Origin of the sequence: Sphingobacterium endophyticum (genome assembly GCF_009733535.1) — a bacterium.
Taxonomy (GTDB): domain Bacteria; phylum Bacteroidota; class Bacteroidia; order Sphingobacteriales; family Sphingobacteriaceae; genus Sphingobacterium; species Sphingobacterium endophyticum.
The window spans coordinates 50,071-74,247 of sequence record NZ_SMMI01000011.1; the positions used below are offsets into that span (position 1 = coordinate 50,071).

The window sequence follows — 24,177 nt, forward strand, 5'->3', positions numbered from 1 at the left end:
AATCTTTTCATAAAATGATTTGTATAACCTATTTTATTCGATCTCCCAGCATGATATAGGCCTGGTCAATAAAATTATAAAACTGTGATGATTTGTCTGTCCTTGGTTTTTTTCCAATGCCATGGCCTAACCTAACAATAATCAGCTCATCCTCTGGGATAACAATCACGTATTGTCCAAGATGTCCATCCATATAGAAATAATCTTTTTCGTTGTATTTCCCAATCCACCAACCATAACCATATTGAGGTGAATCCGGAAATGTATTGCTGATGGATTGCGCAATGTAGCTGGAGTCCAACAAAATTTCTCCATTCCACTTCCCATGCTGAAGGTAAAGCTTTCCAAACCTCGCAAAATCTCTGGCATTGGACGCTACACAGCAATAAGCTTTTTCAATTCCATGTTTATAGCTATCAACCTGCCATAATGCATCATGTTCAGCTCCCATTGGTTTCCAGAAACCTGTTGACAATAATTCTGATAAAGTTTTTTTTGTTGCTCTTTCTAGTGCAATACCTAATAGTTGAGTATCTCCACTTTTATAAATAAATTGCTGACCAGGTTTTTGATCAATTGGCAACTGATCTAAGGTTCCGACGATATCCTGATCAAAATATAAACGAGTGGTAATGGAAAAAGGATCATAATATTTTTCTTCCCATTTCATGCCGGAACTCATAGATACTAGATCAACCAATTTCAATGAATCAGCATAGTGACCAACTATTTCTGGAACGAAATCTTTTACCTTTTGCTGAAGACTTTTCACATCCCCATTCTGAATAGCTTGCCCCAATAATGCAGCAACCATACTTTTTGCCATTGAAAATGAATTGGACTTTGAAGAATCTGAATACCCATCATAATATTCTTCAAACCATAGACTGTCTTGATGGATGATTAGATAAGCGACTGATTTTGAATTTCTGTGAATACTTTTTAAGCTGTCTGTTATGGCTACCTGATTATATTCATTGGATTTATTCCATGGTTGAGGATTTCCTGCAGATATGGTATGATTATCAAAAAAACGGTAATCATCTAAATAGGCCGTTTTATGACCATGTAGGTAGGTAACATATACTCCTTTTAATAAAAAGTCTTTACCTGTTGCATAAAGATAAATGACGGCAATGAGTAGGATGGAGGCAAGGGAAATTCCTAACCACTTGAAAAACTTTAATAGGTGTCGCATATTATTGGTTTTGATCTTTATTAAAGTTATTAAGAATAAAATTGATCAGCAATTATTTCAATTTTTTAGCTTCATTCCAATATACATCCATTTCCTCCAGAGTCATGTCTTTTAAAACTAAGCCTTTCTCCTTAGCTTTATTTTCAAGATAAGTAAATCGATGAATAAACTTTTTGTTCGTTTTTTCTAAGGCATTTTCTGGGTTAATTCCTAAATGTCTTCCATAATTGATTAAAGAAAATAATAGATCGCCAAACTCCTGTTCGGCTTTTTCAGTATTTATAAGATCACTATCTAAATCAAACTCAGCCTTAAATTCAGCTAATTCCTCCTCAACTTTTTTCCAAACCTCTTTTTTGTCCTCCCAATCAAATCCAACCCCACGTACTTTATCTTGAATCCTATATGCTTTTACTAAGGCAGGTAGGCTTTGTGGAACACCTTGTAAAACAGAGCTGTTGCCTTCTTTTAATTTAATGCTTTCCCAGTTTTGCTTCACTTCTTCATCGTCCTTCACTTCAATGTCTCCATAAATATGGGGATGCCGATTTATTAACTTATCGCAAACAGAATTTAAAACATCAATAATGTTGAATTTTTCTTCTTCTTCAGCAATCTTTGCGTAAAAGACCAAATGCATTAAGATGTCACCTAATTCTTTTTTAATTTCCTGATAGTCTTTTTCAAGAATGGCATCCGTTAGCTCATATAATTCTTCAATTGTTAAATGCCTTAATGATTCCATTGTTTGTTTCCTGTCCCATGGACATTCAATTCTTAAGGTATTCAATACCTCTATTAACCTTTCAAATGCTTCTGCTGCTGAATGCTTGATGGGAGGTGGAGTATGCGCCATAAAATTATTTTTTTATCCTAAACAATAGCCAAAGTTATGTGTTTTATAATAAATGAATGTAAGGAAATACTATGGATAAAACATTTAAATATGCAACAGTAACAGAAGCTTTGGACAATCTCGCGAATAAAGGATACACCATTGATTATAATGTCGAATTTGATGGATTGTTAAATGAAGCTGCAGTCTATGAAATTGATGTTTTATATCGTTATGAAGGTGAATCTGATCCTGCTGATGAATCTTCAGTTTATGGGATTAGAAATACTAAAACCGATGAAAAGGGCGTTTTTGTTGCCGGAAACCTTTCATTAATAGAAGGTAAAAAGAGAGATATTATTTTAGATTTAGAAATGAAATACAATCAGAAGCAATAAAAGTTTCTGTTGATTAACATGAAGCCCGGGATTTTCTCGGGCTTTGTTTTTTTAATGTCCTATTTCAACAGGAAAGATAATCATTGCTATATCTTACGTACTTTTGTATAGTTAAAATTTATAGTATGACCCTAGTTCAATTAGAATATATCATTGCCGTTGATACATATAGAAGTTTTGTTGCAGCTGCAGAAAAATGTTTTGTTACTCAACCTACTTTAAGTATGCAAATTCAAAAGTTGGAAGAATCATTAGGTGTAAAAATTTTTGACAGAAGTAGACAGCCTGTTGTTCCAACTGAAATCGGTGAAAAAATCATTGAACAAGCTAGGACAATTTTGACTGAAAGCAAAAAAATTCCTGAAATCCTGCAATCGGAGAGAGGTGAATTATCAGGGGAGTTAAAAATTGGTGTGATTCCAACTGTGGCACCTTATTTATTGCCTAATGTAATATCAAATTTCATGAAGAAATACAATAAGATTAAACTTCAGATTTGGGAATATACTACTGAGCAAATAATCCAGGAAATGAAACAAGGTACTTTAGATTGTGGTATCCTGTCAACTCCCTTGCATGATCCTTCTATTCAGGAAATCCCCCTTTTTTATGAAACATTCGTCGCGTATGTTTCTGAAAGGAGCAATGTCTTTGAAAAAAAGATGATTAGTACTGAAGACATCTCTGATGAAAAACTTTGGTTATTAAATGAAGGGCATTGTATGCGCGGTCAAGTGTTGAATATTTGTAATTATAAACACAATCAATCGAAGGAGGGAACTTTTGATTACAATACCGGAAGTGTCGAGACTTTAAAAAGAATGGTTGAATTGAATGGCGGATTAACAATCATGCCTGAAATGAGTATTTCAAATTATGATGAAGATCAATTGTCTCATGTAAGGTATTTCAAATCTCCAGAACCAGTACGTGAAATAAGTCTTGTAACACCTCAAAATTACGTTAAGAAACACGCCATTAATATGCTGAAAAACGAAATTTTAGAAGTGGTTCCTGAAAAATATAAGTCAAGAAAGAAAAAAGAAGTAATGGGCTTTTCACTTTAAAAGCCCTTTTTATCTATTTTCTCAATTCCATCAGTTTATTTACATACTTTCCTAAGATATCGAATTCTAAATTTACAGTACTTCCTATTTCGATAGCCTTTAAATTGGTATTGTCTAATGTATAAGGGATGATCGCAACTGAAAAGGTATTGATGCCAGAGTTTATTACTGTTAGGCTAATGCCATTCACCGTAATCGAACCTTTTTCAACAGTTATGTTATTTAAACTCGCATCGTATTCAAAAGTGTAAACAACACTTCCATCTTGAGGTTCTACTGATGTACAAATGGCCGTTTGATCAACATGACCTTGCACAATATGACCATCAAGCCGTCCATCAACTTTTACGCACCTTTCTAAATTAACTATATCGTCAACTTTTAATTTTCCTAAATTACTTTTTTCCAAAGTTTCATGAATGGCTGTGACTTGGTGAACATTGCCTTCTATGCCAACTATCGTTAAACATACTCCATTATGAGATACACTTTGGTCTATTTTAAGGGCAGGGGAGATCTCAGATTCAATGAATAAATGAATATTACTTTGTTCCGCTTCAATTTTCTTAACAGTTCCTAAAGTTTCAATAATGCCTGTAAACATAATATATCAATGATTTATTCAAATATAAGATAATCAATTTTCATACCTATTACAATGAACAAATAAAAAAATCAAAAAAAGATTTGCATATGTGTAAAATGTACACTATCTTTGTGGTATCATAATTTAGGTTTATAATTGGTTATTAAAGGTTTTCATTCTCCCCGTTTGAAAACCTTTATCTTTTAAAAAATTATCTCCCTCATTTCCAGCAAGTTAAATATTTTATATACAGGATTACGGCTTAATTCCCTTAATAAATTTGGAAGTTTCACAACTAAATATCTATCTTTGTCATAGGTTTAGGTTGATTACCTCATAAAAGAGGTTATTTTTTAAAGCTTGAGCGATCGCCCGATTGACTCAAGCTTTATTCTTTTTATGGCAATTCTAAACCCAAAATTCCCAAATATATGTAGCTCAAATTTTCCTATAACTATAAATCATATTTTTTAAATATTTCTTAAAAGTATAATGCATGCATATTATTTTATATATGCATGCATTCTTTTAATATATATTTAAAAAATACGTTATAACTTATAAATTCTATTCAACTTTAGATTTATCTTTTTTTGCAATCGATGACAGGTAAATATAACCACAAGTACCTGAAATTAAAGAACCTATCAATACCGCGAACTTCGCTTCTTCAATAAATAGGGGATCCTTGAAGGATAACATAGATATGAAAATTGACATCGTAAATCCTATTCCTCCCAACATCCCCACACCAATCATGTGTTTCCACCCCGCCATATCCGGTAAATTTGCCAGCTTACTTTTTACACAGAGCCAAGTGGTTAAGAAAATACCAATTGTTTTCCCAAAAAATAAACCTAATATAATTCCTAATCCTAACGGAGTAGTTAACCCTCCGATCATTTCACTATGTATACTTATGTTTGTGTTTACAAGTGCAAATAATGGAATAATGATGAAATTTACGGGGTTGGCCAAAGCATGTTCTAACTTCTCTAATGTTGATTCCTTTTCATCTGGAGTAGTTGGTAAGGTCATAGCTACTAAAACCCCCGCAATGGTAGCGTGAATTCCTGAATGATGTATGAAATACCAAATGAAAACTCCTGGAATTATATATGCCCATACATTTTTGACCCCGATTTTATTGAAGACAATAAGAAGCGCCAATATACCTCCTGCATACATTAAATAGGTGAAATGCAATTCTGTTGAATAAAATACTGCTATTACTAAAATTGCAAGGAGGTCATCAACTATCGCTAGTGCTGCAAGGAAAATCTTCAAGCTCGCTGGAACTCTTTTGTCCAACAAGGAGATAATGGCTAATGCAAAGGCAATATCTGTCGCCATTGGAATTCCCCAGCCATGCTCTGTAGGAAGTCCATTATTAAATAAAAGATAAATAAGGGCTGGGACTATTGCACCTCCTATAGCTGCTAAAATGGGTAAAATAGCATTCTTTGGCGAAGAAAGTTCTCCTTCTACCAATTCCCTTTTTATCTCTAAACCAACTAATAGAAAAAATACTGCCATTAATCCATCATCTATCCACTGTTTAATACTGTAATTTAAATGGATGGTTTCATTCTCAAATCCTATTCTGATGTTCAGTAAATCATTAAAATTGGATGAAAATGAAGTGTTTGCTATCACTAGAGAGATGATGACACATATAAAAAGAAGAATTCCGCCTGATGTATTCGAAGCAAAGAACTTTCTGAATACGGACAGGTTAATTTTATTATTCATTTGTAATCTGTTTAGATAAATTGTACCGAAGCGGTAAAGGTATAAAAATTTTAAAAAAGCCCCTCTCAAATATCGTTGAGAGGGGCATTATGCTTAGGATAATTTGTTATCCGTTATATCTGAACCATTTTATTAGCTCCTTAAAACTAGCTTTCTTCCCATACATCAATATCCCGATTCTATAGATCCTTGCTGCTACCCAGGTTGTGAATATAAATCCTCCAACTAATAAAATAAAGGATAATGCAATTTGCCAAGTCGGAACTCCAAATGGAATACGTACTAACATCGCAATAGGGGAGGTTAATGGAATAAAGCTCAGCCAAACCGCAATTGGTCCATGTGGATTATTAATCAATACGCCAAAGGATAATATATAGGCCAATAATAACGGAGTGGTGATCGGCATCGTAAATTGATTTGCCTCCGTTTCATTGTCTACAGCTGAACCTACAGCAGCAAATAAAGCACTATAAAGCATGTAGCCGCCAATAAAAAACAAAAAGAAACTGATTAATAATTCAGGAATATTGACAGCATCCATAGCCGTATTAATTTCTGAAATTATTGATCCATTTTGAATTTCTGATTGCCCGCCTTCTAATTCCATACCTTGAGGCCTTGTTTTCATCATTTCTTGTTGAAACTCACTCTTATCTATTAAAGTATTTGATGCTATTGCAATAAGACCAAAACTTAGAATAATCCATAATAGAAATTGGGTAATTCCCACAAGGCCTATCCCTATGATTTTACCCATCATCAATTGGAATGGTTTTACAGAAGAGATAATAACTTCTATAATCCGGTTTGATTTCTCTTCTATTATACCGCGCATAACCTGGGCACCATATAGAAATAACGAAAGATAAATTAATACCGACAAGGCCATTGCAATTCCCATTGCAATCCGAGTATCACTGTCCTTTGCTTCACCTGTTGAAGTAATTTCTTTCGCAGCTGTGTGAACCTTCGTGTCTATACTTTTGATTTTAGATGGATCGATGTTAAGCTCCTTGTACTGGTAATTCAATAAAATATCTCCCAATTGCGATTCTACATCTGATTTTGTACTGATATTTGGCTTTCCTGATGATAAAAATTCAATCTGATGAGTTTTATAAAAATCTTCTGGAATAAACAAAATATTGGTATTACCATCTAGATCCTTGATTTCCTGAATCTGTGTATTCAGCTCATTCGTAGATTCTGTGAAGGTTAATTTTTCTGTGTTTTTTAATTGTGACCCAACTTCCTTAGTATTATCTACAACATAGATTAAAGCCTTAGAATCTTCAAAGCTTTTCTTAGTCAAAAAGAAAACTCCTACGTACATTCCAATAAAGAATAGTGGCACCAAAAAAGTGGTCAATAAAAATGATTTTTTCTTAACCCTGCTCAAGTATTCTCTTTGGATGATTAATAAGATTTTGTTCATATAAATTGGGTTAAATATTGTTAGTTACTTTATCAATAAATATATCATGCATAGATGGAATGATTTCAAATATTTGTTGAATTTCAACTTGAGGAATTAAATGGAATAGCACATCATTCAGTGATTTATCTTCTGGAATTTGAATAGTCATACTGTTGGATCCATTTTTATGTTCTTCTAATTTTTGATAAAGACTTGAGTCAAGAAAAACGGCATCAACTTCTGGTTTTTTATGATACTCAATTTTGTAGGTTTGATTTCTGTAGTTATTCTTAATCTCTTTAACGGAGCCTTCCAAAATTACTTTAGATTTATTAAGAAGGGCAATATTGTCACATAAAGCTTCAACCGACTCCATACGATGTGTTGAATAGATGATCGTAGCTCCTTTTTTATTTAATTCAAGGATTTCATCTTGTATAACTTGTGCATTTACGGGGTCAAATCCTGAAAATGGTTCGTCCAGAATGATTAATTGAGGTTCGTGGAGAACTGTAGCCACGAATTGAACTTTTTGTTGCATACCCTTACTTAGGTCTTCAACTTTTTTATCCCACCAACTCTCAATTTTTAATTTTTCAAACCAAAACTTAATTTTTTCTTTTGCCAATTGCTTGCTCAGACCTTTCAACTGAGCAAGGTAAATCATCTGATCCCCAATCAACATTTTTTTGTATAAGCCTCTTTCCTCTGGTAGATAGCCTATTTTACCTATATGAGAAGAGTTCAACCGTTGTCCGTCAAAAATTATTTCGCCAGAATCAGGAGCTGTAATTTGATTGATTATCCTTATTAAAGAGGTCTTTCCAGCTCCATTTGGCCCCAATAATCCAAAGATTTTGCCTGTAGGGACATGGATGGATACATCATCTAAGGCTTTATGATGGGCGTATTGTTTTACAATGTTCCTAATTTCGAGCATATAAATTGTTTTGCCGATGAAATTATGAATTTTTATTGACTTGAAATGACCTAATAGCAATTCGGATGAAAAATAAAACTGTATTAAATTGTACCTTTGCAATATGAATATTAATCGAGCAGAATTCTTAACCAGTAATACGGACGTCACTAAGCTTCCAGAAGCTAATAAACCGGAATATGCATTTATTGGAAGATCCAACGTCGGAAAATCTTCGTTAATAAATGCTATTACAAGACGTAAAGGACTGGCAAAAACCTCTCAAAAACCTGGTAAAACCCAGTTGATTAATCATTTTATAATTAATGATGATTGGTATTTAGTGGATTTACCAGGCTATGGATTTGCCCAAACTTCTAAGAAGAATAGAGCAACCTGGGAAAAATTCATTCGTGAATATTTGACTAAACGTCAAAACCTTCAATGTGTATTCGTATTAATTGATAGCCGACATGAACCTCAAAAGATTGATTTAGACTTCTGTTATTGGTTAGGTGAACAAGGAATCCCTTTTTTCCTTTTATTTACAAAAGCCGATAAGCATTCTATCGTAAAGTCAGATCAGAATATTGCTAAATTTAGAAAAGCATTAAAAGTATGGTTTGAAGAAGTCCCTGAACATGTTTTAACTTCTTCAGAAACAAAACTTGGTTGCGAGAAAGTACTTGAAAAAATTGATGACATTAATAAAAACTTTATTGCCCCAGTAGTTTAGGTTATGAAGAAATATATGTCATTAGTGCTATTTGCACATAGTATTTTTGCTTTACCTTTTGCAATCATTGGATTTTTCCTTGCCATACATACCACCGATTATCAATTTGATTGGAAATTATTTCTCCTCATGTTAATCTGTATGGTGACGGCAAGAAATGCTGCGATGGCTTTCAATAGATACCTGGACCGCGATATTGATGCTTTAAATCCTCGAACTGCCGTACGTGATATTCCTGCCGGACGTATCAGTCCAAAACAAGCACTTTTATTTACAATTATAAATTGTATTGTGTTTATGGCGGCCTGCTACTTTATCAACATCATGTGCTTTATCCTGGCTCCAGTGGCATTATTCGTGATTTTATTCTATTCCTATATGAAAAGAATATCTCCTTTATGTCATATTGTATTGGGAATTGGATTAGGCCTGGCACCTGTGGGTGCTTACCTAGCTGTTACCGGTCAGTTTAATATTGTGCCAATTTTTTATGGATTGGCTGTGCTAACGTGGGTAAGTGGTTTTGATATTATTTATGCATTACAAGATGAAGAATTTGATAAGGAAAATGGATTAAATTCTATCCCAGCTAATTTTGGCGCCAAAAATGCCCTCAGGATTTCTGAAGTTCTTCATGTCCTGTCATTTATATTTATTTTATTACCTGTATTATTTATGCCTGTAGGTATTCTTTATTATATAGGTATTGCATTTTATGGTGCTTTATTAATATATCAGCACCGCATAGTAAGTCCAACAGATTTAAGTAAAGTTGATAGGGCATTTATGACCACTAATGGTATTGCTTCTGTCGTTTTTGCTGTATTTTATTTATTGGATATTTGGATTAATTGAGTTTGGATTATGCTTACTTTTTTATCAGATGCTGTAAAAAAGAATTTGCATTCCATTTTGAAATCGTTTTCTTTGCATGAAATCATAGAGTTTAAATGGCAAAAAATTTATTGATAGTTGAGTCTCCTGCGAAGGCTAAAACAATAGAAGGGTATTTAGGAAAAGATTTTTTAGTAAAATCCAGTTATGGTCATATCCGCGATTTAGTGAAAACTGATGACGCAATTGATACGGAAGATAACTTCAAACAGAAGTATGAAGTGCCTTCTGATAAAAAATCTTTAGTAAGTGAATTGAAGAAATTAGCTAAGTCTGCAGAAACAGTATGGTTAGCCTCCGATGAGGACCGGGAGGGGGAAGCCATTTCTTGGCATCTTTTCGAAACTCTGGGACTTAATGACGATAAAACAAAGCGTATTGTTTTCCATGAAATTACAAAGCCTGCCATTTTAAAAGCTATTGAATCCCCAAGAAAAATTGATTTCAACCTGGTAAATGCTCAACAAGCACGACGTGTTTTAGACAGATTAGTAGGTTTTGAATTATCCCCAGTTTTATGGCGCAAAGTAAAACCTTCTTTATCTGCTGGCCGCGTTCAATCAGTGGCTGTTCGATTAATTGTCGAACGTGAAAGAGAAATCAATAAATTCAATGCGGAAGCAGCATTTAAAATTGTTGCTATTTTTAATACAGGCAAAGTAAAAGAACGCTTTAAAGCTGAGTTACCCAACAGATTCCCTACTGTTGAAGAGGCAAACCAGTTCTTAAATGACTGCGCTAATGCTATTTATTCTATTAAAAGTCTTGAAACTAAACCTTCAAAACGTTCACCTTCTGCACCTTTTACAACATCTACCTTACAGCAAGAAGCCAGTAGAAAACTTGGTTTTTCTGTTGCTAGGACCATGCAAGTTGCTCAAAGATTATATGAAGCTGGTCGCATAACCTATATGCGTACAGACTCCGTAAATCTTTCGGATACGGCATTACAAGGGGCCAAGGCTGAGATTATTAATGCATATGGTGACAAATACCATAAACTAAGACAATTCCGTACGAAAAGCGCTGGTGCTCAAGAAGCCCACGAAGCTATTCGTCCAACATACTTTAATGAACACACTATTGAAGGCGATAATTCAGAAAGACGTCTGTATGAATTGATATGGAAACGTTCCATTGCTTCTCAAATGAGCGAAGCAGAATTTGAAAAGACTATAGCTAAAATCTCTGTCTCAACTAGACCTGAAGAATTAGTTGCTTCTGGTGAAATCATGAAATTTGACGGTTTTCTAAAGGTTTACTTCGAATCATCTGATGATGAAAATGAAGATATTGACCTTGACAACACGGATAATGCTATCCTTCCACCATTAACTCAAGGATTAAATTTAAACCTTGAGATGATGAACGCTACGGAAAGATTCTCCAGACCGCCAGCTAGATTCACTGAAGCTTCCTTAGTTAAGAAATTGGAAGAATTAGGTATAGGTAGACCCTCTACTTATGCTCCAACCATTTCAACAATTCAAAATCGTGGCTATGTAGTCAAAGAAGATCGTGACGGTAAAGAAAGGGCTTTTAGAGTCTTAACATTAGATAAGGGTTCTGTAAGTACACAAACAAAAACCGAAATAAGTGGTGCGGAACGTAATAAAATGTTCCCTACGGATATCGGTGTACTTGTAAATGACTTTTTAGTTCAACACTTTAAAGGTATTGTTGATTATCACTTCACCGCGAAAGTTGAAAAAGAATTTGATGAAATCGCTCAAGGATATAAGGAATGGACGCATATGTTGTCTAATTTCTACGGCCCATTTCATTCAGAAGTTCAGAATACTTTAGATAATGCGGATAGAGCAACGCATGAACGTGAATTAGGGGTAGACCCAGTGAGCGGTAAACCAATTTCTGTTCGGGTCGGTCGTTTCGGACCACTTGTACAGATAGGAACTCCTGAAGATGAAGAAAAACCTGTATTTGCTTCATTGAGAAAAGGTCAAATGATCGAAACAATTACGCTTGAAGAAGCTTTAGAATTATTTAAGCTTCCTAAAAAAGTAGGGGAGTTCGAAGGTAAAGAAATGACCGTAGCAATTGGTCGTTTTGGACCTTATATTCGTCATAATAGCAGCTTCTACTCCTTACCAAAAGGTTTAGACCCATTAGATGTAGAACAAGAGCAGGCAATTCAAATCATTGAAGAAAAACGCCAAAAAGATAAAGATAAGGTCATTAAGATTTTTGATGAAAACCCAGAAGCTAAAATTGAAAATGGTAGGTGGGGTCCTTTTGTAAGATTTGGTAAGCAAAACCTTAAAATTCCAAAAGGTACAGAAGTAGAGAAAATTACTTATGCCGATGTTATGAAATGGGCAGAAGAAGATTCTAAATCTAATGGAACAAAAAAATCAAAAACTGTAAAAGCTACTAAAACAACTAAGACTACTAAATCTGCTAAGACAACAAAAGCAAAAAAGAAATAGTTCTATGAAAAAGGATCTGCCTTTAAATATTGTTGAAGATATTTCAGTAGCGATAGTACTGGAAACAGAAACTCCAACCTCGAAAGTTTGGAATGTGTACCTTGTTAATGAAAAAGATAAGCAGATTCAGAATGTTTTAGTTTCCTCTAGAGGTTATGGTCAAAAGGATGGAAGAGATGTAAAAACAACCACTTTAAGACACTTTATCGGTGACATGGATTCTTTATCCTCCCAAAAAATTGAAGCTATCGATCCCCAGGTATTTGGATTAACAAATGAATACTGGGTAAGCTATTATATTGATGGGACCATATATGATAAAAAATACGTGTTTCTACCGGAAAGTATTGTGGATGAAAATCTAATTAAAATCCCAATTGTTAATAAACCTGGAGTGATGATCGGAGGGGTTAATTAATTTCCTATGAAAAATTTTGTAATTGCAATCGACGGATTCTCTTCTTGTGGTAAAAGCACAGTAGCAAAAGCTCTCGCAAAGAACCTTAATTATGTCTTTATTGACAGTGGAGCGATGTATAGAGCAGTCACTTTATACGTTCAGCAAAATAACATCGATATCAATGATAATGATGCTATTACTAAAGCATTGGACGATATACACATAGATTTTATACCTAATCCTGAAAAAACTCAAATATTATTGAATGGAATCGATGTTTCTGAAGAAATCAGAACAATGGAAGTTTCCGAATATGTAAGTGAGGTTAGTGCTATTAAAGCTGTCAGAACCGCAATGGTGAAACAACAGCAAGCATTAGGAAAAAAACGCAATATCGTTATGGATGGAAGGGATATTGGAACTACTGTTTTTCCAAATGCAGACCTGAAAATATTCATGACCGCTAGTCCTCAGGTTAGAGCCGAAAGAAGATTTGCTGAATTATCTGCCAAAGGAGAAGTATTGACCATGGAAGAAGTAAAGGAAAATCTTTCCCATCGGGATCATATTGATAGTACCAGGGCTGAAAGTCCACTTCGTCAGGCAGATGATGCAATTGTATTGGATAACTCTGAATTAAATCAGGAAGAACAATTAAAATTTGTAATTGACCTCGTCAAACAAAAAATAGAAATGCCCCAAGCTTAGGGCATTGAATACAAAATAAAAATGGCCTCATTCGAGGCCATTTCCATTATTTCATATTATCAATCTCTTGTTGTTCTTTCAATTGATCGATATTATTTTTGCTTCCAAACTCATCGGTTTTTTCTTGGAAGGAATTCAGGATCTCCAGAATAGCTTCAGAATTGTCTGCTGTACGTTGATAGATTTCAGGGATTTTTGTTTCTATTGTTTTATCTCCCAATTCTATATTATCAATTTCAACTTTAGCAATTTTCTCTAAAACAGCCTGCTGGCTATTTCTAATGTCCTCTAATTCTCTGGATATTTTCTCCATTAATTCGAATTTCTTTAATTTATCCATAAATATTCTTCATTAGTTTATACTATATAAACGCATTAGTTTAATAATTGTTGTATTTTATTTATAAATCATAGAATATCAATTAGATGTATTTATTTATTAACGTATCTATTTAATAAAATCTATATTATTAATAAAGATTTTTTCATTGAATAAGAGGTAAAGACTTTCGAAATCCATAAAAAAAGCCGCATCCAAATTAAAATTTGAATACGGCTTTTAGTATTGATAGTGTTTAATTATTTTGTTCTTCCGGGATATTCTTCCAATCCTTTTTCAAGGCAGGTCATTGCCTTTTTAAGATCCTCTTGATTTAGGACATATGCTAAACGAACCTCATTCAATCCAGCTCCTGGAGTCGAATAGAACCCCGTTGCCGGTGCCATCATGACTGTTTCATTATGATATGAGAATTTCTCCAACATCCATTGACAGAATTTATCAGCATTATCTATCGGTAGTTTCGCAATAACATAAAATGCGCCACCTGGATTCGGACAGAAGACCCCTTCAATTTTATTCAAGCCTTCAACTAGTGTATCTCTTCTCGCAGTATATTCTTTTGAAACAGCTTCAAAGTAACTATCTGGCGTATCAACCGCAGCCTCACCGGCAATTTGCCCCTCTAATGATGGACTTAACCTCGCTTGCGCAAACTTTAATGCTGTTTGATATAATTCCTTGTTCTTCGTAATGATACAGCCAATACGTGCTCCACATGCAGAATAACGCTTCGAAACCGTGTCAAATACAACAACATATTCTTCTAATCCTTCTAATTGCATAGGGGAAATAAATTCCCTGCCATCATAGCAGAATTCTCTATATGCCTCATCTGAAAATAAATATAGGTCATGCTTTAAACAAAGCTCTTTTAAGGCTTCAAGCTCCTCTCTGGAATATAGATATCCCGTTGGATTATTGGGGTTACAAATAGCAATTGCCTTTGTTTTCTCAGTAATTACCTTCTCAAAGTCTGCTATAGACGGTAGTGCAAATCCATTGTCTATTGTTGACATAATGGGTTTAACAATAATATCTGATGAACAAGCAAACCCATTATAATTCGCATAAAAGGGTTCTGGAATAATTACCTCTTCACCAGGATTTAAACAGGCCTGCATAGCTATCGTAATAGCTTCTGATCCTCCATTTGTGACAAGAATATCATTTGGAGTGATGTTATAGTGAATTTTATTATAATACTCTGCTAATTTAGTTCTATACGATAAAGTCCCTTCTGACGGTGTATAAGCCCATACTTTAAATTCGATATTTTTTAAAGCATTCAACATGATTTCTGGCGTTTCGATATCAGGTTGGCCAATATTCAAATGATAGATCTTTTTCCCTTCTCGCTTTGCCTGATCTGCAAATGGAGTTAGTTTTCTAATAGGGGAGGCGGGCATGTTGATGCCCTTTTGAGAAATAGTTGGCATTATAATTTAATTATGTTTTTTATCCTTACAAAAGTACAAATAAAACTGTGCTTGTCCTAAAATAAGAAAGCCAAACTCATCTTGTTTGGCTTTCTTATTTCATAGTATTTAAGATTTCAAATCTTAAATATATTTCCTAATCCTTATTCTACGATACCTTTGATTGTAAGCGTTTTAACAGGAGTTTTTGTATTTGATTTTACAATAAATGACTTTGTGAATGGACCTTTTGCCGCAGCATTGAAAGTCACTTTAATAGTTCCACCTTCACTTGGTTTTACCGGAGTTTTTGTGAATTCCGCTACTGAACATCCACATGTAGGTTGTACATCTGAAATAATAATAGGTTCGTCACCAGAATTTGTGAATTTATACTCGTAAGAAACTGGTTTATTCAATGGAATTTTACCAAAGTCATGTGTTTCCTTCTCAAATTTAAATTCTGACGTCAACATTCCCATCGCAGTTAAACTAATAAATGCAATCACTACTGCACATATGCTTGTAATCTTTTTCATTGTTTCAATTTTTTCGTTGCTTTACTTAATCAAATCTAAGACCATTTTTATAAGAATACGATTCTTTGACAATAAATTGAAATAATTCAACAACAATTTTACAATCTAAATTCTAAATAATCCCTTCTTTAAGAATGTCCTGAAGGTGAATGATACCAGCATATTGACCCTCAGATGTTACCACTAATTGGGATATGCTATTTTGCCTCATCAAATGCAGGGCATTTGCGGCCAATTCACTGCGTTCTATAGTTTTTGGATTTAAAGACATGATTTCTTTTGCATTTAAACCTGAAACATCCGTATGTTTTTCGAGCATTCTTCGAATATCCCCATCCGTAATAATTCCGGATATCTTATTGTTTTCTACAACTACAGTGGCTCCTAACCTAAATTTTGTAATGCTAATTAATACCGTCCGAACGTCAGAAGTCGGATCTACTTTAGGAAGTCCATTGTTATCTGATAGATCTCCAACTTTTAAATAAAGTTGCTTTCCTAATGCCCCTCCTGGATGGTATTTGGCAAAATCTTGATCCGTAAATTGTCGTAATGTTTGTAGACACACTGCAATTGCATCGCCCATGGCCAACTGTACCGTGGTACTGGTGGTCGGAGCAAGGTTATTGGGACAGGCCTCCCGTGTGATGCTTGTGTCTAAGATATAATCAGCATTTTCTGCTAGGAAGGATTGTTTGTTTCCTACCATGGCTACTAAAATATTGCCTGTCTGTTTAAGGTAGGGAACTAAAACTTTAATCTCAGGTGTATTGCCACTTTTTGAAATAGCAATAATCAAATCATCGGATTGGATAATGCCTAAATCCCCATGTATCGCATCTGCGGCATGCATGAAAATAGATGGTGTTCCCGTTGAATTTAGTGTTGCTACGATCTTTTGTGCTATGATCGCACTTTTACCAATACCTGTTAAAATCACTCTTCCTTTAAGGTCCAAAATCTTCTCTATAACTCCCACGAAGTCAGTATCGATTTTTTCCGATAGAGCCAATACATTGGCTGCTTCTAGCTCAAAAGTGCTCTGCGCCAACGATTTGATATCTATATTGTTTTTCACGTAATATTTCCTTAATTTTATATATAAATATGATGTGTTCGCTACAAAAATACATTATTTAACACGTATTATTCATACCGTTATTACATCTATTTATTTTGCATAGTCAATGGAAATAGAAAAATCACTTTTCGATAATCTTCAAGATTTTTTTGGGTTCGATACTTTTAAAGGCGATCAGGAAGCCATTATTACAAATGTTCTGAATAAGAAAGATACTTTTGTAATCATGCCTACCGGTGGTGGAAAATCTATCTGTTATCAGTTACCCGCTCTTATGAGTGAAGGAACTGCAATCGTAATTTCGCCGCTTATTGCCCTAATGAAAAACCAAGTCGACCAAGTTCGAGCTTTTGGTGGCAGAGATAGCATTGCCCACTTTTTGAACTCATCCCTCACTAAAAATGAAATCCAACGCGTCAAGCAGGATGTTCAGGATGGTAAAACCAAACTATTGTACGTTGCGCCTGAATCGCTCGCAAAAGAAGAGAATGTAAACTTTTTAAGAAGTATTACCGTATCTTTTGTTGCTGTCGATGAAGCTCACTGTATTTCAGAATGGGGACATGACTTCAGACCTGAATACCGTAAAATTCGCCAGGTAATTAATGAAATCGGTGAGAATATCCCTATCATAGCTCTAACAGCAACGGCTACACCAAAAGTACAGTCTGATATTCGAAAGAATCTGCAGATGACCGATGCTACCTTGTTTAAATCTTCTTTTAACAGAACTAACTTATATTATGAAGTTCGACCTAAAGAAGATGTTATTAAACAGATCGTTCGCTTTATAAAAAATAATGCCGGCAAAGCGGGAATTGTGTACTGCCTAAGTCGCAAAAAAGTGGAGGAAATTGCTGAGGTATTGAATATCAATGGAATCAAAGCATTACCTTATCATGCTGGATTAGATGCCAAAACTCGTGCTGATACGCAGGATAAATTCCTAATGGAGGATATCGAAGTGATCGTAGCAACAATCGCATTCGGAATGGGAATCGATAAGCCTGATGTGAGATATGTTATTCATCATGACATTCCGAAATCCATGGAAGGGTATTACCAAGAAACGGGTAGGGCAGGACGTGATGGTGGCGAAGGTTACTGTTTAGCATTCTATTCTGAAAAGGATGTCGAGAAACTCACCAAGTTCATGAAGGATAAACCCGTTTCCGAAAAGGAAATCGGTACCCAAATATTGAAAGAAGTTATTGATTACTCTGAATCAGCTGTATGTCGTCGGAAACAGATTCTTCATTATTTTGGAGAAAAATTCGATGAAACTGGTTGTAATTCGATGTGTGATAACTGTAGGGCTCCAAAAACATATCTGGATGCGGAAGAACCACTATTGACAGTCTTAAATTTTATTAAAGAACAGGGTGATAAGTTTGATGATCAGCACATTATCAATGTATTGATTGGTCAAAATAATCAACCGATCTCTAAATACAAACACGATACACATCCCTTATTTGGATCAGGTAAAGAACAAGGAATTAACTATTGGAATTCTTTAATCAGACAAGCTGAATTAGCTGATTTTATCAAGAAAGATATAGATCATTATGGCTTATTACAGTTAACTGAAGGAGGGAAGAGGTATATTAATAATCCTTATCCTATGAAGTTTTTGCTGAACAAGCCAATGGAAACCGCAAAATCTGATAGTTCAGATGAGGTTTCTGGTCAGGCTGGTGCTTTGGATGCTGAGCTTTTGAAAATGCTAAAAGATCTTAGAAAGAAGATTGCCAAGCAAAAATCTTTGCCTCCATTCGTAATCTTCCAGGATCCTTCATTGGATGAAATGTGTACTCATTATCCTATAACCATTGATGAGCTTAAGCAAATCCAAGGGGTAGGTTCAGGTAAAGCAATCAAATTTGGGGCGCCATTTGTTGAGCTGATCAAAAAATACGTCGAAGATAATGATATTGACAGACCTCAGGACCTTGTTATTAAGAGTACAGCAAATAAGTCCGCTTTAAAGGTCTCTATCATTCAAAATATCGATAGAAAAATTAGTTTAGAAGATATTGCTTCTTCTAAAGGAATTAGCTATGAGGATTTATTAAGAGAAGTTGAATCAATCGTAAACTCAGGCACAAAACTTAATATTGGTTATTTCGTTGATGAAATGATCGATCAGGATCGCCAAGATGAAGTTTATGATTATTTTAAAACTGCTGAGAATGATGCTATAGAAACTGCATTGGATGAATTGGGTGAGGAGGATTATTCCTTTGAAGATATTCAATTGATGCGCATCAAATTTATGTCGGAACTAGGTAATTAAAAATTATATGATTAATACATATTTGCCAAATATTAAAAATGGCAATTCCACTTCATTCTTCTTAATGGCAGGACCATGTGCCATTGAAGGTGAAGAAATAGCTTTACGCATTGCTGATAAAATCGTAAATATCACAGATAAGTTAAACATCCCTTATATTTTTAAAGGATCATATCGTAAAGCTAACCGATCTAAGGGTAGTTCTTTTACTGGAATAGGCGATGAAAAAGCATTGAAGATTCTGGAAAAAGTAGGTGCTACATTTGGTGTCCCAACGGTCACTGATATTCATGAAAGTCATGAAGCTGCAATGGCTGCTGCCTATGTGGATGTTCTGCAAATTCCAGCGTTTCTATGTAGACAATCTGACCTTTTAGCTGCTGCTGCTGAAACGGGTAAAGTCGTAAATATTAAAAAAGGACAATTTCTATCTGCAGAATCCATGAAATTTGCTGTCGAGAAAGTCCAAGATTCTGGAAATAATAAAGTGATATTGACTGACCGCGGTAATACTTTTGGTTATCAAGACCTTATCGTTGACTTTAGAGGTTTTCCTGTAATGAAATCTTTTAATGTACCAACTGTCATGGACTGTACTCACTCATTACAACAACCGAATCAAAGTTCAGGTGTTACAGGCGGAAAACCAGAATTGATTGAAACCATCGCTAAGGCAGCAATTGCTGTCGGCGCTGACGGATTATTCATCGAAACCCACCCAGACCCCGCAAACGCTAAATCCGATGGAGCTAATATGCTTCATCTTGACCTTCTTGAAGGTCTCCTTGAAAAATTAGTGAGAATTAGAGAGGCGGTAGGTTAGACATAAGACATAAGACATAAGACATTAGAGCCGAGATAGTTGTCCATCCCTAAATTGAGTTGACCGGTTTGATTGTTATGTCATTTTTGTAAAAAAATACTTAAAAGTGGTTTAGGAAATACAATCCCCTAAACCACTTTTTTATCAAACTCTTATTGCATTAGTAAAGCAATTGTTTGGAAGCATATTTTCAAATCCCATCAGGATAATATATTTGTCAAATCCCGGAGGGATGGAATATCCAATGAATCCCGTAGGGATGCAATGTCTATAGAAATTTATTTTAGATAGTAGAATTCAACGCCGTAGGTGTGACATATTTCAAACTTCATACAATTTTCCAGTCATCTCAAAATATCCTAAAATTTAAACAACTGTCCACTCATCTCAAAATATCCTAAAATTACAAAACCAAAAAAGGCTTGGAACACTCCAAGCCTTTTTCCTATCTATCAGACATACCTATTACGTCTATGTCTTATGTCTTATGTCTAACGTCTCTTACTCAAAATACTCTTTAATTCTCTCGAAGAATGATTTCTCACTTTTCCCTGGTTGAGGTTTGAAGTTTGCCGAATTTTTAAGTTTCTCCAATAATTCTTTCTCTTCCTTTGAAACCGTTTTAGGAGTCCATACATTGACATAAACCAATTGGTCACCCTTATGGTATGAATTTACCTCAGGCAAACCTTTTCCTTTAAGTCTCAATATTTTGCCACCTTGGGTTCCAGGTTCAATCTTTATTTTTGCTTTGCCGTCAATCGTCGGTATTTCAACACTTGTACCTAATGCAGCATCTGCAAAATTTACATATAAATCATAAATTACATTGATGCCATCTCGTTTAAGAGTTTCATGAGGCACCTCTTCAACCAAAATAATTAGATCTCCGGGGATACCACCTCGAGGTGCTGCATTTCCTTTACCACTCATGGAAAGTTGCATTCCTTCACTAACGCCTGCTGGAATATTGATTGAGATTGTTTCCTCGCCACGAACTAAGCCTTCACCTTTACAGGATGTACATTTAGCAGTGATCTCAACTCCTTCGCCGTTACAAGTAGGACAGGTACTAGTCGTTTGCATCTGGCCCAATATCGTATTGGTAACACGCCTTACTGAACCTGAACCTCCACATGTGTTACAGGTATGGTATGAGTTCTTATCCTTCGCACCTGTACCGTCACATGTATTACACTTAATTTGTTTATTTACTTTTACTTTCTTCTCAACTCCTTTAGCGATTTCCTCTAAAGTAAGTTTAACCTTTATGCGAAGGTTGGTACCGCGTTGAACTCGACGTCCGCCACGTGAACCTCCGGCTCCTCCACCAAAAAAGCTCTCAAAAGGATTGCCGCCACCGAATATATCTCCAAATTGACTGAAGATGTCATCCATATTCATTCCGCCACCACCATAGCCGGATGCAGAATTCCCTGCATGGCCAAATTGGTCATAGCGCCTTCTCTTTTCAGTATTACTTAATACTTCATAAGCCTCTGCAGCTTCCTTGAATTTGTCCTCAGCTTCTTTATCACCAGGATTCTTATCCGGATGGTACTTGATAGCTAACTTACGATAGGATGTTTTAATCTCTGTTACTTCTGCCGTTCTGCTGACCCCTAGGACATCGTAATAATCTCTTTTTGACATCTTTTATATTTATTGGCCTACAACTACTTTTGCAAATCTGATAACACTGTCATTTAATGTATATCCTTTTTCAATAACATCAATAACTTTATCTTTTAAATCTGGGGTAGGTGAAGGTATAAGAGTAATAGCTTCTTGATATTCCGGATCAAATGGTTGTCCTAACACATCGATTTCCTTTACACCAAGTTGTTCTATTGTTTTTTTCAATTTATGATATACTAGATCTATACCTTGCTTCATCGGATCGTCAGAAGGTACATCTTTCATAAAACTTAATGAACGATCAAAATCGTCCACTACAGGTAATAATTTTAGAATGACATCTTTTCCAGCAGATTGCATCAAATCAATCTTTTCTTTTGCTGTCCTTTTCTTGTAATTGTCAAATTCAGCAACCAAACGAGCGTATTTGTCATTTGATTCATTCAATTTATTGCTAAGTTCTTCAGTTATTGCTGAGCCTTGCTCCGCATTTTCCTCCGAATTGTTCATCTCTGGGTCTTGAATATTCTCGTTCTCGTTTATCATCTCCTATAGTATTGTATTTTTAACCTTAACTCGCATATCAACAAAATTTTTGCCAACACAAAAAATCCGACATGCTGTCAGTGTTTCAATGAACCACTAGCAAAAATGTCGGATTAAATCTTAAATGTCAGCTATTAGATACTGACATTGTCATGAAGCCCTCCGTCCGCAGTTTTTAAGATGCGGGCAGGCATATTTCTTATAATTTGGTAATCATGTGTCGCCATTAAAACGGCAGTCCCTGATGCTGCAATATCACGTAATAATAAAACAATCTCCTCAGATGTCGCCGGGTCTAAGTTTCCTGTTGGCTCATCAGCTAAAATGATTTCCGGATTGTTTAACAATGCCCTTGCAATTACAACACGCTGTTGCTCACCGCCTGATAACTCATGCGGCATTTTCTTTAATTTCGAACGTAAACCAACTTTTTCTAAAACATCGATTATTCTATTCTCTATCAGTGCCTTTTCCTTCCAACCTGTAGCCTTTAAAGCAAATTCAAGGTTCTTCTCAACGGTACGGTCATTCAATAAATGAAAATCTTGAAATACAATCCCAAGTTTCCTTCTTAGATAGGGTACATCATTCTCGTGCAACTTTTTAAGATCAAAGCCTGCAATCATACCCTCTCCCGTAGCAATGTACAGATCACCATAGATGATCTTTAACAAACTACTCTTACCCGATCCTGATTGACCTATTAAATATAAGAATTCTCCTTGAGCGATATCTAGACTGACATCTGATAAAACCAGATGCTTTTGTTGATAGATATCTACATGTTTTAGTTTTATAACCGTATTTGTTTCTCCCATAATATTTATAAGTCGATTTTCTTTATTTGGCCAAATGGCAATTCGCGGACAACTTCCATAATATAGTCCGCTTTATCTCCAAGACCGATTTTATCTAATGATTTGTCTGGCCTATCCACGCGGAAATATGCCAAAAGTGTAAATGCATCATCCCGTAATTGGACATAGTCCGGAATTTTTGCAACACCTTTAACCTTGATTACATACATAGTCAAACAAAATTATAACTTTTTACGAATTCATAATCATATAACGACAATAAATGCTAATTATTGGTTCGCTAATAAAAACGCCAATGTGTTCACATTATCTGCATAATCATCAAGAGTAGGATGTTGACTCGCGCCTAATGGAAATACCGGAACATCAATGTTGGATAAATCTGCATCAGTCGTTATACATTGAATTTCATTTGAATGAACAATAATGAATTCTTCAACTCTTTCTAATCTGTCATAATACTCAAAGTGTACAACTGCAAGGGGAGAAGCTAGGTTTTCATCTTCCTTCAACAATAAAAAGCCGTTGTCAAAATGCTTGTTTTTATTGATCAAATAAATAGATTTATTAAAATCATAATTATTATTGTATTTACTATGATTTTTAATCTCATGAAAGGACTCAAGATTTTCCATCAAACGGGTTATGTTATAGCCCCGGGGAATAAATAGCTTAGAAACTGATCGACAACCCAACCCAAAAAAATCAAAAATATCATGGCCTAATCCGTTCAATTCTTGATCTGACTCATTACCCGTCAAAACGGATAGTGAATTCCTGTTCTTACGGATAATATGTGGCTTTTTCCCAAAATAATATTCGAAGTACCGCGCTGAATTATTACTGCCAGTCGCAATTACGAGATCATAATTTTCTAATTTTTCTACAAATAATACCTTGTCCTTAAAATCTGGGTCTATTAACAACAACTTGTCTAAGATAAATTTGGTAAGTCCCGCATCATCTGAAGATACTTTAATCTTTGCCACAAAGCCAGCCAATAGAACCGTCATGATATCATGAAACCCTACCAACGGTAAATTCCCGGCTAAAACTAATCCAACAGATTTTTGAATGCTATGGTTTGGAACATCCTTTAACCAATTCTCCAATTTCTCTTTCTTTAGATTATTGGCAATTGCCTGTATCTGTTGCTTTACATTTGATGGGGTATACCATGCATTCTTATGAACCAACGATTCAAGGAAAGAATCGTTCTTAAATTCCACTGAATCTAACAATTCACCCAGTTTTACGAATGCATTTATTCTTTGTTCTTTTTTCAAAATCTTACTATTTAGAATTATTCTGTAGTTTT

The 24,177-nt window shown here is 34.9% G+C and carries 24 protein-coding genes; 9 read left to right on the forward strand and 15 right to left on the reverse strand.

Annotated elements, in window-relative coordinates; all coding sequences use genetic code 11:
• Nucleotides 1–28: 28 nt before the first annotated feature.
• Both E0Y80_RS14005 and mazG read right to left on the reverse strand, forming a co-directional pair.
• Nucleotides 29–1,198, reverse strand: coding sequence for a serine hydrolase domain-containing protein (locus E0Y80_RS14005; RefSeq protein WP_156308295.1), 1,170 nt, complete (start codon nt 1,196–1,198; stop codon nt 29–31).
• A gap of 52 nt (nt 1,199–1,250) precedes the next feature.
• On the reverse strand, nt 1,251–2,054 hold the full coding sequence (gene mazG, locus E0Y80_RS14010) for a nucleoside triphosphate pyrophosphohydrolase (protein WP_156308296.1): 804 nt from the start codon (nt 2,052–2,054) through the stop codon (nt 1,251–1,253).
• A 71-nt stretch (nt 2,055–2,125) separates the two neighbouring features.
• On the opposite strand from mazG, the gene E0Y80_RS14015 reads away from it, so the two are divergent.
• Together E0Y80_RS14015 and E0Y80_RS14020 are read left to right on the forward strand one after the other, a co-directional pair.
• On the forward strand, nt 2,126–2,431 hold the full coding sequence (locus E0Y80_RS14015) for a hypothetical protein (protein ID WP_156308297.1): 306 nt from the start codon (nt 2,126–2,128) through the stop codon (nt 2,429–2,431).
• Nucleotides 2,432–2,556: 125 nt separating this feature from the next.
• The gene (locus tag E0Y80_RS14020) at nt 2,557–3,498 is read left to right on the forward strand and encodes a hydrogen peroxide-inducible genes activator (RefSeq protein WP_156308298.1); all 942 of its coding nucleotides are present in this window, start codon (nt 2,557–2,559) and stop codon (nt 3,496–3,498) included.
• 13 nt (nt 3,499–3,511) lie between these two features.
• Here E0Y80_RS14020 and E0Y80_RS14025 read toward each other — a convergent pair whose 3' ends face one another.
• The 4 genes from E0Y80_RS14025 to E0Y80_RS14040 form a co-directional block, all read right to left on the reverse strand.
• Complete coding sequence (locus E0Y80_RS14025; RefSeq protein WP_156308299.1) at nt 3,512–4,102, reverse strand: riboflavin synthase; 591 nt, start codon at nt 4,100–4,102, stop codon at nt 3,512–3,514.
• A 549-nt stretch (nt 4,103–4,651) separates the two neighbouring features.
• Nucleotides 4,652–5,836 (reverse strand): Na+/H+ antiporter NhaA, encoded by a 1,185-nt coding sequence (gene nhaA / locus E0Y80_RS14030; RefSeq protein ID WP_156308300.1) that lies wholly within the window; start codon nt 5,834–5,836, stop codon nt 4,652–4,654.
• Nucleotides 5,837–5,942: 106 nt separating this feature from the next.
• Entirely contained in the window at nt 5,943–7,274 is a 1,332-nt protein-coding gene (locus E0Y80_RS14035) for an ABC transporter permease (RefSeq protein WP_156308301.1), read from the reverse strand.
• 10 nt (nt 7,275–7,284) lie between these two features.
• Nucleotides 7,285–8,196 carry an ABC transporter ATP-binding protein gene (locus E0Y80_RS14040; RefSeq protein ID WP_156308302.1) on the reverse strand — a complete coding sequence of 304 codons (912 nt, stop codon included), beginning with the start codon at nt 8,194–8,196 and terminating at the stop codon, nt 7,285–7,287.
• Between the two features lie 103 nt (nt 8,197–8,299).
• Between E0Y80_RS14040 and yihA the strand changes: the two genes are divergently transcribed.
• From yihA to cmk, 5 genes are all read left to right on the forward strand, one after another.
• A complete protein-coding gene (yihA, locus tag E0Y80_RS14045; RefSeq protein WP_156308303.1) occupies nt 8,300–8,911 on the forward strand; it encodes a ribosome biogenesis GTP-binding protein YihA/YsxC in 612 nt (203 codons plus the stop codon).
• Nucleotides 8,912–8,914: 3 nt separating this feature from the next.
• The gene (locus E0Y80_RS14050; RefSeq protein ID WP_156308304.1) at nt 8,915–9,766 is read left to right on the forward strand and encodes a UbiA-like polyprenyltransferase; all 852 of its coding nucleotides are present in this window, start codon (nt 8,915–8,917) and stop codon (nt 9,764–9,766) included.
• Between the two features lie 95 nt (nt 9,767–9,861).
• Nucleotides 9,862–12,252 (forward strand): type I DNA topoisomerase, encoded by a 2,391-nt coding sequence (gene topA / locus E0Y80_RS14055; protein ID WP_156308305.1) that lies wholly within the window; start codon nt 9,862–9,864, stop codon nt 12,250–12,252.
• 4 nt (nt 12,253–12,256) lie between these two features.
• A complete protein-coding gene (locus E0Y80_RS14060; protein ID WP_156308306.1) occupies nt 12,257–12,670 on the forward strand; it encodes a hypothetical protein in 414 nt (137 codons plus the stop codon).
• A 6-nt stretch (nt 12,671–12,676) separates the two neighbouring features.
• Nucleotides 12,677–13,360: a (d)CMP kinase gene (cmk, locus tag E0Y80_RS14065; RefSeq protein ID WP_156308307.1), complete on the forward strand. Its 684-nt coding sequence runs from the start codon at nt 12,677–12,679 to the stop codon at nt 13,358–13,360.
• A 46-nt stretch (nt 13,361–13,406) separates the two neighbouring features.
• Here cmk and E0Y80_RS14070 read toward each other — a convergent pair whose 3' ends face one another.
• From E0Y80_RS14070 to E0Y80_RS14085, 4 genes are all read right to left on the reverse strand, one after another.
• A complete protein-coding gene (locus E0Y80_RS14070; RefSeq protein WP_156308308.1) occupies nt 13,407–13,700 on the reverse strand; it encodes a hypothetical protein in 294 nt (97 codons plus the stop codon).
• Nucleotides 13,701–13,939: 239 nt separating this feature from the next.
• The gene (locus tag E0Y80_RS14075; RefSeq protein WP_156308309.1) at nt 13,940–15,139 is read right to left on the reverse strand and encodes a pyridoxal phosphate-dependent aminotransferase; all 1,200 of its coding nucleotides are present in this window, start codon (nt 15,137–15,139) and stop codon (nt 13,940–13,942) included.
• Nucleotides 15,140–15,282: 143 nt separating this feature from the next.
• Entirely contained in the window at nt 15,283–15,657 is a 375-nt protein-coding gene (locus tag E0Y80_RS14080) for a DUF1573 domain-containing protein (RefSeq protein WP_156308310.1), read from the reverse strand.
• 112 nt (nt 15,658–15,769) lie between these two features.
• Nucleotides 15,770–16,735 carry a KpsF/GutQ family sugar-phosphate isomerase gene (locus E0Y80_RS14085; protein ID WP_156308311.1) on the reverse strand — a complete coding sequence of 322 codons (966 nt, stop codon included), beginning with the start codon at nt 16,733–16,735 and terminating at the stop codon, nt 15,770–15,772.
• Nucleotides 16,736–16,844: 109 nt separating this feature from the next.
• Between E0Y80_RS14085 and recQ the strand changes: the two genes are divergently transcribed.
• On the forward strand, nt 16,845–19,034 hold the full coding sequence (gene recQ / locus E0Y80_RS14090; RefSeq protein ID WP_156308312.1) for a DNA helicase RecQ: 2,190 nt from the start codon (nt 16,845–16,847) through the stop codon (nt 19,032–19,034).
• Between the two features lie 7 nt (nt 19,035–19,041).
• Complete coding sequence (gene kdsA / locus E0Y80_RS14095; RefSeq protein ID WP_156308313.1) at nt 19,042–19,857, forward strand: 3-deoxy-8-phosphooctulonate synthase; 816 nt, start codon at nt 19,042–19,044, stop codon at nt 19,855–19,857.
• Between the two features lie 501 nt (nt 19,858–20,358).
• On the opposite strand, the gene dnaJ is transcribed toward kdsA, so the two are convergent.
• From dnaJ to E0Y80_RS14120, 5 genes are all read right to left on the reverse strand, one after another.
• Complete coding sequence (gene dnaJ, locus E0Y80_RS14100) at nt 20,359–21,510, reverse strand: molecular chaperone DnaJ (protein ID WP_156308314.1); 1,152 nt, start codon at nt 21,508–21,510, stop codon at nt 20,359–20,361.
• A 9-nt stretch (nt 21,511–21,519) separates the two neighbouring features.
• On the reverse strand, nt 21,520–22,041 hold the full coding sequence (locus E0Y80_RS14105; RefSeq protein ID WP_156308315.1) for a nucleotide exchange factor GrpE: 522 nt from the start codon (nt 22,039–22,041) through the stop codon (nt 21,520–21,522).
• Between the two features lie 134 nt (nt 22,042–22,175).
• A complete protein-coding gene (locus E0Y80_RS14110; RefSeq protein WP_394350245.1) occupies nt 22,176–22,859 on the reverse strand; it encodes a cell division ATP-binding protein FtsE in 684 nt (227 codons plus the stop codon).
• A gap of 5 nt (nt 22,860–22,864) precedes the next feature.
• The gene (locus tag E0Y80_RS14115) at nt 22,865–23,068 is read right to left on the reverse strand and encodes a fructose-6-phosphate aldolase (RefSeq protein WP_156308317.1); all 204 of its coding nucleotides are present in this window, start codon (nt 23,066–23,068) and stop codon (nt 22,865–22,867) included.
• Between the two features lie 60 nt (nt 23,069–23,128).
• Nucleotides 23,129–24,145 (reverse strand): acyl-CoA reductase, encoded by a 1,017-nt coding sequence (locus E0Y80_RS14120; RefSeq protein ID WP_156308318.1) that lies wholly within the window; start codon nt 24,143–24,145, stop codon nt 23,129–23,131.
• Nucleotides 24,146–24,177 lie beyond the last annotated feature (32 nt).